The sequence below is a fragment of the Pedobacter sp. R-06 genome, from assembly GCF_049913135.1.
Lineage (GTDB): Bacteria > Bacteroidota > Bacteroidia > Sphingobacteriales > Sphingobacteriaceae > Pedobacter.
Map to the genome: position 1 here is coordinate 4,420,214 of NZ_CP183977.1, position 13,000 is coordinate 4,433,213.

The 13,000-nt window shown below is 38.5% G+C and carries 11 protein-coding genes; 5 read left to right on the forward strand and 6 right to left on the reverse strand.

Going from position 1 to position 13,000, the window contains the following annotated elements; translation table 11 throughout:
- The first annotated feature begins 56 nt into the window (after positions 1-56).
- From ACN9MR_RS17645 to ACN9MR_RS17660, 4 genes are all read left to right on the forward strand, one after another.
- Positions 57-905, forward strand: a complete 849-nt coding sequence (locus ACN9MR_RS17645; protein WP_426325585.1) for a DUF2911 domain-containing protein — start codon at positions 57-59, stop codon at positions 903-905.
- Between the two features lie 281 nt (positions 906-1,186).
- Positions 1,187-2,482, forward strand: coding sequence for a phosphopyruvate hydratase (gene eno, locus ACN9MR_RS17650; RefSeq protein WP_029278432.1), 1,296 nt, complete (start codon positions 1,187-1,189; stop codon positions 2,480-2,482).
- Positions 2,483-2,645: 163 nt separating this feature from the next.
- Positions 2,646-2,945, forward strand: coding sequence for an FtsB family cell division protein (locus ACN9MR_RS17655; protein ID WP_025145767.1), 300 nt, complete (start codon positions 2,646-2,648; stop codon positions 2,943-2,945).
- 98 nt (positions 2,946-3,043) lie between these two features.
- Positions 3,044-3,658 carry a trimeric intracellular cation channel family protein gene (locus ACN9MR_RS17660; protein ID WP_426325588.1) on the forward strand — a complete coding sequence of 205 codons (615 nt, stop codon included), beginning with the start codon at positions 3,044-3,046 and terminating at the stop codon, positions 3,656-3,658.
- A 138-nt stretch (positions 3,659-3,796) separates the two neighbouring features.
- Here ACN9MR_RS17660 and ACN9MR_RS17665 read toward each other — a convergent pair whose 3' ends face one another.
- Positions 3,797-5,881 (reverse strand): hypothetical protein, encoded by a 2,085-nt coding sequence (locus ACN9MR_RS17665; RefSeq protein ID WP_426325590.1) that lies wholly within the window; start codon positions 5,879-5,881, stop codon positions 3,797-3,799.
- 255 nt (positions 5,882-6,136) lie between these two features.
- Here ACN9MR_RS17665 and ACN9MR_RS17670 point away from each other — a divergent pair, with 255 nt between their 5' ends.
- Positions 6,137-6,871: a L,D-transpeptidase family protein gene (locus ACN9MR_RS17670; protein ID WP_426325592.1), complete on the forward strand. Its 735-nt coding sequence runs from the start codon at positions 6,137-6,139 to the stop codon at positions 6,869-6,871.
- A gap of 139 nt (positions 6,872-7,010) precedes the next feature.
- Here ACN9MR_RS17670 and fabG read toward each other — a convergent pair whose 3' ends face one another.
- The 5 genes from fabG to ACN9MR_RS17695 form a co-directional block, all read right to left on the reverse strand.
- Positions 7,011-7,754: a 3-oxoacyl-[acyl-carrier-protein] reductase gene (gene fabG, locus ACN9MR_RS17675; RefSeq protein WP_426325594.1), complete on the reverse strand. Its 744-nt coding sequence runs from the start codon at positions 7,752-7,754 to the stop codon at positions 7,011-7,013.
- A 48-nt stretch (positions 7,755-7,802) separates the two neighbouring features.
- Positions 7,803-8,102: a GIY-YIG nuclease family protein gene (locus ACN9MR_RS17680; RefSeq protein WP_426325596.1), complete on the reverse strand. Its 300-nt coding sequence runs from the start codon at positions 8,100-8,102 to the stop codon at positions 7,803-7,805.
- Between the two features lie 149 nt (positions 8,103-8,251).
- Positions 8,252-9,328, reverse strand: a complete 1,077-nt coding sequence (locus tag ACN9MR_RS17685; protein ID WP_426325598.1) for an agmatine deiminase family protein — start codon at positions 9,326-9,328, stop codon at positions 8,252-8,254.
- A 229-nt stretch (positions 9,329-9,557) separates the two neighbouring features.
- Entirely contained in the window at positions 9,558-10,433 is an 876-nt protein-coding gene (locus ACN9MR_RS17690) for a carbon-nitrogen hydrolase (RefSeq protein WP_426325600.1), read from the reverse strand.
- A 422-nt stretch (positions 10,434-10,855) separates the two neighbouring features.
- Positions 10,856-12,823, reverse strand: coding sequence for an SPFH domain-containing protein (locus ACN9MR_RS17695; RefSeq protein WP_426325602.1), 1,968 nt, complete (start codon positions 12,821-12,823; stop codon positions 10,856-10,858).
- Positions 12,824-13,000: the final 177 nt, after the last annotated feature.

Here is a 13,000-nt window from a genome sequence, read left to right on the forward strand (position 1 = left end):
TTTGCTAAACTCGAAGCTTATTGCGTAAATTCGTGCAAACCAAAAACAACAAAGCAATGAAATTATCGATCAAATCAGTAATGCTGTTTGTTGCACTTTTAGGTGCAGTAGATTTCGCAAATGCCCAGGGAGCCAAGTTTCCACAACCGAGTAGTGGACAAACCATTATCCAGGATTTTGGATTGGGCAAAATAACTTTAACCTACTCTCGTCCGAATGTTAAAGGCCGCAAAATTTTTGGAGGTATGGAACCGATGGGCGTAGTTTGGCGTAACGGTGCAAATGCAGCTACGCGCATTAAATTTACAGATGCCGTTAAAATTGAAGGCAAAGATTTACCAGCCGGCGAATATGGCTTGTTCAGTATTCCAGGCAAAAATGAGTGGACGGTTATTTTTAATAAAATTGCTGATCAATGGGGTGCTTACGAATATAAAGAAAGTGATGATGTGCTCCGTATAAAAGTAAAAACGATAGCTTTAAAAGATAAAGTAGAAACCCTTAGCATGCAGTTTTCGGCTGTTAGCGAAACCTCGGCACAGTTAAATATGATGTGGGAGAATAGTGCATATTCAATCAATATCACAACTTCTATTGATGAAAAAGTAATGGCAAATATTGCTGAAGCGATGAAGGGTGAAAAAAAACCTTACTTTAATTCGGCATTGTATTATTATCAAAATGGAAAAGATTTAAAAACAGCCTTAGAATGGATGACGGAAGCAGAAAAATCAGATCCTAAAGCACCATGGTTTAAACTATGGAAAGGCCGTATCCAATTGAAAATGGGCGATAAAGCAGGAGCATCAGCTACGGCACAGCTAGGCATAGACGCTGCAAAGGCACAAAAGATTGATGAATATGTACGCCTCAATTCTGAACTTTTGGCCGAAGCTAAAAAATAAAGAAACGTCATTTCGACCGCAGCGGAGAAATCTATCTGCATGATATTGTACATAGATCTCTCCATTTCGCTTTGCTTCAGTCGAGATGACGACCTTCCTCCGGCATTACAGATAGCCAATATTAACTTAAAATTAACCGTTGGTTAACTTGAACAACTATCATAACATTAACCCTTAAAACGCTTTATTTATTTAAAAATAATACTAACTTTGATGTTGCGCTTAGTAATTGTACTTTATACACTAAGCAGGTTAAAAAATCAATAAAAAATCAAATAAAAATGAGCATAATCGTTAATGTCCATGCCAGACAAATTCTCGATTCGAGAGGCAATCCAACAGTAGAAGTAGAAGTTGTAACAGAAGCAGGTGCTTTTGGCCGTGCAGCTGTACCAAGCGGTGCATCTACTGGACAATATGAGGCTGTTGAATTACGTGATGGAGATAAATCTACATATTTAGGTAAAGGTGTTTTAAAAGCTGTAGAAAATGTAAATACTAAAATTGCTGATGCATTAAGAGGTATTGATGTTTTTGAGCAAAATACAATTGATAAAATTATGTTAGACCTGGATGGTACCGAAAACAAAGGTAACTTAGGTGCTAATGCTATTTTAGGTGTTTCTTTGGCTGCTGCTAAAGCTGCTGCTGATGAAATCGGTCAACCATTATACCGTTATATTGGTGGTGTTAACGCCAACACTTTACCAATTCCGATGATGAACATCATTAACGGTGGTTCACACTCTGATGCGCCTATTGCTTTCCAGGAATTTATGATTATGCCAGTTGGCGCTCCTTCTTTCTCTGAGGCTTTACGTTGGGGAACCGAAGTTTTCCATAGCTTGAAAAAAATTCTTCACGATAGAGGTTTATCTACTGCTGTAGGTGACGAAGGTGGTTTTGCACCAACTTTCGATGGTACTGAAGATGCAATTGAAACGGTATTAAAAGCAATTGAAACTGCTGGTTACAAACCAGGTTCTCAAATCTGTTTAGCTTTAGACTGTGCATCATCTGAGTTTTACAAAGATGGCAAATATGATTATACCAAATTTGAAGGCGCTACCGGGGTAATTCGTTCTAGCGAAGAGCAGGCACAATATTTAGCTGATCTTTCTGCAAAATATCCAATTATCTCTATTGAAGATGGTATGGACGAAAACGACTGGACTGGCTGGAAAAGCTTAACCGATAAAATTGGTGACCATGTTCAATTGGTTGGTGATGATTTATTTGTAACTAACGTTACACGTTTACAACGTGGTATTGATGAGGCTACTGCTAACTCGATCCTGGTAAAAGTAAACCAGATCGGTTCTTTGACTGAAACCATCAATGCGGTAACTTTAGCACAAAACAATGGCTATACTTCGGTAATGAGTCACCGTTCTGGCGAAACTGAAGATGTTACGATTGCTGATTTAGCTGTTGCATTAAACTGCGGACAGATTAAAACCGGTTCTGCATCACGTTCAGACAGGATTGCAAAATACAATCAATTATTACGTATTGAAGAAGAATTAGGTGAAAACGCACGTTTCATCGGTTCTAAATTCAAATATGCTAAGAAATAATTTATAATATTGGGTTTAAACCCCAATGCTATAGTGTTAACAAGTTGAAAAACTTATTTGCGAAACATCCGGGGATTTTAAATCTTCGGATGTTTTTATTTTAATACTATATTTGTTTGTTGGATTTGGGTTTTCTCAAATCTAAAATCTCATATCAAAATATATGAAACGTTTAATAGATCTTTTCCGCAATAAATATTTCCTTGCTACTGTCGCTTTTGCGATGTGGATGCTATTTTTCGACAAAAACGATATGATGTCGCAGTATGAATACCGCAGTCAAGCCAATAAACTGCAGGAAGAAAAGGAATATTTCGAGAAGGAAACCGCCCAGGTTAAAAAAGATTTAAATGAACTGAATACCAATCTTAATACAGCCGAAAAATTTGCCCGCGAAAAATACTTCATGAAAAAAGACAATGAAGATGTTTTCGTGATTATTCAGGAAGAGAAGAAGGATTAGTTTTCAGTTAAAAGTTTACAGTTTTGAGTTAACAATCCACCCATAAACAATTCCCTTCCAGTTAACCGATTAAGCAATTCAAACAGTTAACCATTCTAATGCTCCACATCCTTTACATTATTGCCATAACCGCTGAAGCCATGACTGCTGCACTTTCGGCAGGCAGAAGAGATATGGATTGGGTTGGTGTTTGTATTATTGCCTGGGTTACAGCATTAGGCGGTGGTACAGTTAGAAATGTGCTCTTCGGCCATTACCCAATGAGCTGGGTAGAACATCCAGAATATTTGGTGATTACAGCGGTAGCGGCCTTACTCGCTGCATTTATTGCCTCGATTATGACTAAACTCAAAAAGCTTTTTCTTTACCTTGATGCTTTAGGTTTGGTAGTTTTTACCATTATTGGCTGTCAGGTTGCACAGGAAATCCATTTACCTTATTTAATTGTACTTTTCAGCGGAATGATTACTGGTTGTGCTGGTGGGGTACTTCGTGATGTACTCTGCAATGAAGTACCATTTCTTTTTAGAAAAGAGATTTATGCCAGTGCAGCAATAGTTACAGGTGCCGTTTATATCGGTATAGAGCATTTTCATGGAAGTGAGATGCTAGCTACTATTTTAGCAGCCGTAGTTGGATTAACCCTAAGATTACTTTCCATCCGCTTCGAATGGCATATGCCCAAGTTTGTTTACAGGGATGAATGGCACTAATTCAGTTGGGAGTTTCTTTCGTGGTGTCAGGTGTTACCACCTGATACTTTCGAAATTGATAGAATATCATCAATTACTCGCAAAAAAACAATATAATCAGTCAGATAGTAACATCTGACTGCACAACCAACTCCAAATTTAGAGTTCCCCGTTTCTTTTTCTTAAAAACCACTCTATGCCCAGCAAAATCAAAATTAAGCCGAACAGCCATTTCATGCTGATGAGTTCATCGTATTTACGATCTTCGTAACTGATGGTTTTAATATTTTCGTTTTTGACAATCTCATCCGCTATTTTCAGCAGGTTTTCGGGCATAAACAGCTTACCATTACTTTGTTTAGATATTGTATTTAAAAGCTGGTGATTGGCTGTTGTCTGCTGAAATTCTGCGATCAATGCATTTACATAGAAACTACCTGTAGCCGTGAATTTCTTTCCACCCAGTTCGGTATTGGCAAGATAAGAATAGTTCCCTGCAGGCATGGTTCCTGCATCTAGCTGATAAGCATTTTCAGTTTTAGAAAAAATATAGTTAAACACTTTGCCCGCTTCATTTTTAACCTGAAGATTAACTTCCGACTCATTTACAGGCTGGTAACTATCGTTATAAAGGGTGCCGTTAAACTGGATGGTTTCATTTTCATCGTAAGCAGACTTTGAAGTAAATACCTTGAATCTACGCTTATCATCTTTAACAGATAGGTATTGAACCGTTTTTGAAATCAGATCGTTTAAAACCGATTGATTGCTTTCATTTTCAGCTTCTGAAAGTTTCCATCTCCAAAGCCCCTCTCCCATCAAATAACCTGCCTTTAAGCCATTTTCATTCGCGAAGAACAGTAATGGCTGCTGTGTGCTTACTTTGCCGATACGCTGATTAAAAACGGGTATTGCGCCTGCATTTACGGTCAACCTTCCAAACGGACTTAACAGAGGATCGAAAGATGAAAACTGCTTCTTGTCATCTTCCGCAAGATTGAAGCTTGTAAATCCATTGGCAAAATCGGCATATACTTCCTGAATGGAGCCATTTGCAGAACTTAAGTTAACCTGATTTTGCATTTGGTTAAAAGCATTTATATTGCTCTGTGCGCCCAAAATGTACCAGATCGGTTTCTTTAGTCCAGTTAATTTCTTTAAAAATGCTGACGAAATATTTTGTGCATCGGGTAATTGATACAACACGATTAGATCGAATTTAGAGGGATCTGTGGTAATTAAATCATCAGCGAGTGCGAGTTTAGCCTCGTAGTGTTTATTGAGCGAAATAGCTTCTTTTAACACGGCCAAATCAGGATGTGGTGCAACCGCTGCAAGCAATACCTTCTGCCTGCCATCAATCACTTCTACATAAAAAGTTTGAACATTATTTCTGGTTGTAATTTCATTTTTCAGTGCCCCGAGCTGAACGGTATATTTCTGAACACCAATTTTACCTGCATGGATCTTAACCGGAATCGTTTTAACAAAGGAACCTCCATTAATGGATATATTTTGCTGTTCTACCTTTGCACCATTTTGGTTAACCGTTAAAGCAGTGCTTTCGCCATCACTTTGAAAAGCCTGAACCTGAACTTCGATCGTAAAATCGTCATCCAGGTACACAATGTTATTGTAATTTACGTTCGAAATTAAGACATCGTGTTTCGGGATACTATCACCCAAGGCAATGGTATAAACCGGCGCATTAATCTGATTTACGCTGTACAACGGATTTCCACCGTGATTAAAAATACCATCTGTGGCCAAAATAATGGCACCAACATTTCTGTTGGTATATTCATCTCTAACTTTCTGAAAAAAAGCCGAAGCATCTGTTAATTTACCCTGATTTTTAAAATCGAAACCATCAGCCACCTGATCGCCAAAGTGAAGTGTTTTCACCTCGTACTTATCTGATAGTTTATCTTGTAAAGCTTTAAGATTATTTTCATATAATTTTTGGTCGAAGCCAGCTGCTTTAACCTGACCTACAGACAGAGAATTATCTTGTCCGATGATGATCACCGGTTTATCTAAGGTATAATTTAATGTTTTGATGAGCGGTGCAAATATTAACCATGCTACGGTAGTCACTACGATAATCCGCAAGGCCGTTAAGCCATACTGAAGTTTTTTATCCAAATTTTTGTTGCCACGATACAGCAACCAGGCGTACAGCACACCCAACGCCAAGCAACCGAGAAAAAACAAAATAGATGTACCCGAAAAAAAACTGTTCATACTTTTATAAAGATGGTAATTTTGGGGAAATTTTCAAGATTATTAACAGTAAAGCGCATAAAGAATTTACGTAAAAGCCAATTAATTATAATTTGAAAACACCAGTACTCATTTAACCGCGAAGGATTCGCGCAAAGTTATCACCTATCCAATTTATATTTACCTTCACGTTGTTTGCGTACAAGCAATTAAAAATTTTGGCGCCCTTAGCGGTAAAAAACGGCAAATTTACTAGCTTTAACCAAACCAAAATTTATGAAATTAATCTGTTTAACGTTTTTGCTATCTCTAAGTCTTATGGCGAATGCCCAAAATAATTTTAAAGCCGCTCAAATTAAATTCGAAAGAGTAGAAAAGGCCTACAATGAAAAATGGGAAACGTTGAAAAAATTTGTTTTGGCCGATGGTTATGGTGATCAGTTTTCGATGTTGATCAATGCCTATAAAACCGAAGGCAAACTGGAAGTATGGCTAAAGAATAATTCGGCTAAAACATATTCGTTGTTTAGAACATATGATTTCTGTGCACATTCTGGCACCATTGGCCCAAAAGTGATTGAAGGCGATGGACAAACACCGGAAGGTTTTTATTACATTAACGTTTTTAATCCGATGAGCAATTTTCACTTATCGCTAGGGGTAAATTATCCGAATACAGTTGATTATGCCAGAACTGGAAAAGATAGAAAGCCCGGAAGCGATATTTACATCCACGGCAATTGCGTTACTGTTGGATGCATTCCATTAACAGACGAAAAAATTAAAGAGGTATATATTTTGGGTGTTGAAGCTAGAAATGCAGGCCAGGAAAAGATTCCGGTCAACATCTATCCTTTCAAAATGACTGATGCAAATATGAAGAAATATATTGCTCAATTTCCTGCACAGGCTTTTTTCTGGAAATCGTTGCAGCCAGGATATTTAGCTTTCGAGAAAAATAAAAACCAAGCTAATGTAACTGAGGTAAAAGGGAAATATGTTGTGAAATAGTTTTAATGTTGTAAAGTTGAAATGTTCTAAATAAAGTAAAAGGCGTAAGGTTTAGGGTTAAACCCACCTTACGCCTTTGCTATTTTTATGGTATTGGAACGAAAGCCCTCTACCTTAAACCTTCCGCCTTCAACCTCTCTTAAAGCATTCCGCCGCAAACAGATAAAGTTTGGCCAGTTACGTAAGCACTCATATCTGAGGCTAGGAACACGCAAACATTGGCAATATCTTCAGTTTCTCCGGCACGTTTTAATGGAATATCTTTTTCCCATCCTTCAACAACTTTCGGATCAAGAATATCTGTCATTTCAGTACGGATAAAGCCCGGCGCAACTACGTTGGCACGGATATTTCTCGAACCTAATTCTTTAGCGATTGACTTGGTAAAACCAATGATACCAGCTTTAGACGCTGCATAATTTGCTTGTCCCGCGTTACCTGTAGTACCCACAATAGAACCCATATTGATAAAAACTCCTTTACGTGCTTTCATCATCACTTTAGAAGCCGCTTTGGTTACGTTGAAAATCGATTTTAGGTTAATATTGATCACATCATCCCAATTTTCTTCGCTCATACGCATTAACAAACCATCTTTGGTAATCCCTGCATTATTTACAACGATATCAATGGTGCCAAATTCGGCTACGATATCGTTGATCAATTGTTCAGCTTCGGCAAATTTAGAAGCATCAGAACGATAACCTTTAACTTTTGTTCCGAAGTTTTGTAATTCCTGCTCTAAAGCTTCACCTTTTTCTACTGATGATAAATATGTAAAAGCTACATTAGCGCCCTGCTCGGCAAATTTTTCAGCTATTTTACGGCCGATTCCTTTAGATGCGCCTGTAATTAATGCTGTTTTTCCTTCTAATAATTTCATTTGTTATTTTTATTGTTTGTCAGTCTGAGCTTGTCGAAGACCAATATGTTATTTATTTTTATAGTTTGATAATTTTACAATTTCGTTCCAATCTTCTTCAAATAAAGCTTCTTTTTTCTTTCTACTCCATCCCTTAAGCTGCTTTTCAAAATCTATTGCATCTTCTATTTGGTCAAATCTTTGATAATATTTTAAAGTAACTGGCCTTCTCGAAAAAGTATAAGCAAAAACATTTTCACCATCATTATGCTGAGAAAGTCTGGCCTCTAAATCATTTGTTGCTCCAACATAATAACTTTTATCGGAGCACTCCAAGATATAGACAAAATAGTTATGTACTCTTGCCATAAAATATTTTTTAGCAACTTAAAGTTACAAAAAAATATTTCCCGAAGATATCATGTTGAACCTATCGAAACACTTCAAAAAATCCTTCGACAGGCTCAGGATGACAATCACGCAAATTTGACTAATGACTTTTGGCTAAAGACTCAGGACTAAACCGCTGGTTCCTGCTGACTCAAACAGTGGAAGCTTCCCAATCCCCAGATAATATCAACCGAATTGATACCAATCACTTTCCGGTCAGGGAAACAACCTTGAATAATATCTAGAGCTTTCTGGTCGTTTACATCATCAAAAATTGGCACAATTACCGCTGCATTGGCGATGTAAAAATTTGCATAAGATGCAGGCAGGCGAGTATCTTCATGGATAACCGGCGATGGCATTGGCAATTGAACAATATTCAATGATCTGCCATCTTTCAGCTTCATGGCTTTTAAGGCCTCTAGATTCTCTTGTAACAAGATATAATTTTCATCCAGCGGATTGCTTTCTACAACAGTTAAAACCGTATCCTCGTTTACAAAACGCGTAATATCATCAATGTGGCCATCAGTATCGTCGCCAACAATTCCATCGCCTAGCCATAATACCTGATCCTGGCCATAATATTCAAGCAAATATTGTTCAATCTGCGCTTTGGTTAAATGCGGATTACGGTTTTCGTTCAACAAACAAGCTGTGGTGGTTAAAACCGTTCCAGCGCCATTAAATTCTACTGAACCACCTTCCATCACGATATCCGGGGTAAACAAAGGTAAATCGAAATGTTTGGCAATTTTAGTTGGCACAACATCATCCAGGTCAAATGGGGGATATTTTCCACCCCAGGCATTGTAACCCCAATCTACAACAGCCTTTTCATTTCCTTTCAACAAAAATGCAGGACCGTGATCGCGGCACCAGGCATCATTGGTTTCATTAAAATAAAATTCAATCTGGCTTAAATCGGCACCTACTTTTGTTAATTCAGAAACAGCAAAGGCCTTCATTTCTTGATCATTCACATTGATGCGTACTTTTTCACCTTCGGCAACAGCTTTAATAAACTGACAGTACGGTTCGTAAATGGTTTCGATTTTATCTGGCCAAGAGGCTTCTTTATGTGGCCAGCTTAACCAGGTTGCCTCATGTTTAGTCCACTCGGCAGGAAAAGCAAAACCTTGCTGCTTCGGCGAATAATCAAACTGATTGATATTTAAATCTTTTTTAGGAGGGAAATTTGACATCTAATTTTAATTTATAAATGAATGGTCCGTGAGGACACGAACCATGGATTTGGATGGTCGTCATCTCGACTGAAGGGCAGCACAATGGAGAGATCTATTAATAAAACAATTGAAGATTAGATTTCTCGACTCCGTTGCACTCCGCTCGAAATGACGACTTTTGGAGATTTAATAAAATAAACTATCATCCATAGTTTTCGCTTTAAGCTTTGGTCTTTACCCTTTCCGCTTAATCACCGTCAATATATCTTTTTGTAATTGGCTGATAAGAATCAATTCTTCTGTCTCTTAAAAAAGGCCAATGCTTACGGAAGAAATCAGATTCTGATAAATCCAGTTCAACTACCTCGGTTTCTTCCTGATCGTGAGAAGCCAAATAAAGTATTTTGCCCTGTCCGTTTGTGGCGAAACTTCCACCCCAGAATTTCATGGCGCCATCTTGCTCAAAACCTACGCGGTTTACACTTACTACAGGTACACCGTTTGCAACCGCATGTGAACGTTGGATGGTTTGCCAAGCATTGTATTGATCTTGGTTGGTTTCTTCGTCCTGATCGGTAGCCCAGCCAATTGCAGTTGGATAAAACATGATATCTGCACCCATTAATGCTGTAATACGTGAAGCTTCCGGATACCATTGATCCCAGCAGATCAGGATACCAATTTTAGCAAACTTGGTTTGGAAAACCTTATAGCCTAAGTCGCCAGGGGTGAAATAAAACTTTTCATAGTAAGCCGGATCATCTGGAATGTGCATTTTACGGTATTTGCCTAAATATGAACCATCAGCATCTAAAACTGCCGTTGTATTGTGGTATAAACCTTCAGCACGTTTCTCAAACAAAGAGGCGATAATTACCACGCCCAATTCTTTGGCCACCACTTGTAAAGCATCAGTAGATGGGCCTGGAATGGCTTCAGCTAAATCGAAATTGTCGTAATCTTCAACATCGCAGAAATACAAAGAAGTAAAAAGCTCTTGCAAACACACAATCTGTGCACCTTTTGCAGCCGCTTCTCTTACTTTAGTAATCGCTTTATCCAAATTTTCTTGTTTATCTTTAGTACAACTCATTTGCACTAAGCCAACTTTTACTTTCTTCATGTTTTTTGAAATGAGAGAATGAAAGAATAATTGAATGATTAACGTATTGCTACTTATTCAAAACCCTATCATTCAAAATTAGGCTGCAAAGTTACTATTTTGTTTAAAAGTAGAACGGCATAATTATGTAATTGTTTTTCGGAAAAGCAAAATGTAAGTGGAATCAGATATTATATTTATAATACGAATTTGCCTTTTGTTCGATTAATATTGCAAGCCCAATGATTGTTTTTGGTTACTTTGCCCAACGCCATCGTCATGCTGAATTTATTTCAGCATCTTTTATATCATTAAGACCCTGAAATAAATTCAGGGTGACGTAACTTATAAAAAAAACCTAAAAATATTCTACTAATTATCGATGGGATTACAACAAAAAACCCCGATTTTCATCGAGGCTTTCCGTCTTAATTTAAAACAAATTAAGGGTTGATATTATCCTTTTTAGGCTTTGGTTTTGTTTCTACAATTTCTGCAACGGCCACCACTTCTTTACGTTTTTCCGGGTCCATGAGCTCCATCAGTTTCAAGCCCAGTAGGCCATCCATCGCCGAGCCACCATGATTACCACCATTGCCACCGATCAACACATCAGGGATCAGCTTCACGTTACCTTTCGATAACTCTTCGGTAATTTTGTAACGCGTAAAGTTTTCGCCGCCCAAAGCTTTCACGGCAAGCTCGTAAGCTTCGGCAGTTGATTTACCTACGGCTAAAATTTTACCTGCTTCTGCACTACCGGTTAACGAAATCTGTTCAGCCTCCGCTGATGCACGCAACTTAATGGCTTCCGAATCGGCCTGTGCTCTTGCCTTGGTCGCTTCAGCCTCGGCATGCGCTCTCATTTTAGTGGCCTCAGCCTCCGCTCCTACAGCTAATTTTACACCAGCGGCATCACCTTCTGATTTTTTTACCGTTGCACTTGCAGTACGTTCGGCAATTTCTACACTTTGTTGTGCCTTCACAATATCTTTCTGCATATCGGCAATCGCAGTCTCTTTTTCCATTCCCTGACGCGTTTCCTGCGCTTGTTTTTGGGTTTCGTAAGTAACCTTTTGCTCTTCCGCAATTTTACGGTCGGTTAAAGTTTTCATTAACGATTCTGGCGGAACAATATCACCAATTAGCGTATCGACAGCATTTACGTTATATTCGTCAAGCACTTTACGGATATGCTCTTTTGCCGATTCCTGACGCTCTTTACGGGTACTTAAGAAAGCAATCACATCACTTCCTTGTGCGGAGTTACGGAAATAGTTACCAATTGTGGGCTCTAAAACCTGCGAAACCAGATTCACCATATTCCCAAAACGTGCAATTACCTTAGGGGCCTCTGTAGTTGGTACGTGGATAATCTGCGCAACATCTAAATTAAAAGGGAAACCATCTCTAGAACGAACGGTAATGGTTGACAGGTTTTTATCCAGATTATGCGCCTCACTACGTGCTGATGCCCAGTTTAACACCAAATTGGTTGTTGGTACCAGCTCCACTTTCATAATATATTTGTTGATCGGATATTTACCCGGACCAAGTGGTTCCAACCAAACACCTTTTGAGCCTTTGCCAACAATATTACCATGTTTAAAGTCTGCACCGGTTAAGTCATTTCCATCCGTACCTATAAATGAGATTACAACACCAACATAGCCGATTGCAATTTCGGTCATCGGAATTTCCTCCAACTGGATTGCCCAAGGATTGAGGTTATAAGAACCTGCCAAAATTACTTGGGGCTGCAAACCACGGTTACCACCTTGTTTTATAAAGGCATCGAAATCCTGGAAATTATTGTGTCCATCAACCAATTTACCAGCAATCTGATTGGCCTCAATTGGTAAACCATCTAAAGTGGTTACAATGCCCACCATACTTTCCTGAATGCGGATCATATCCGTAACAGAAACCTGAAACAGCATGGTATTGATACGATAAGAACCAGAGGTAATGTAAGATGTTTGCCGGCCTCGCTGACCACCATTTTCGAGAAACTTCACCGCATCCTGAAAATTATCAGACTCTACCTTTTGCCCAAGGATATTCCCTGTTGGGATTTCTGAACCATCTTTGGCCATAATCAGTCCGATTTTACCCTCCGGTATAATGGTAAACTGTTCCATCGTTACGCTGTACTGCCAGAACCACATCCCGAAATACAATCCTGGCGCCAGGGTTTTTCCCTGAAACCCGGCTTCGCCTTTAATCGCGATGATGCGGCCATCGGGCAGCTCCCGATCAGAACCAAAGAGCACGAATTTTTTGGTAATCAATCCGATCCTATCTTCGGGTACGATGACCATCCCGAATAAGAAACGTAAAATATATTTGTATAAAACTACGCACAACAGTGCCACTAAAACCCACCAATAATTAGAAATGAGCGCTTCCATAATCTTTTATATTTTTCTATTTTTTAACCTGATAAACCATTTATCAAGCACGATATAGATATCAAATGACGTGCTTTGTTACCATTTTTAACACTTATTTTCAAACTATTTTTTATTGAATTTAAGGCGTTAAAGATGACCCAGGATCAGCTGAACTCAAAACACCAACTGCAGATG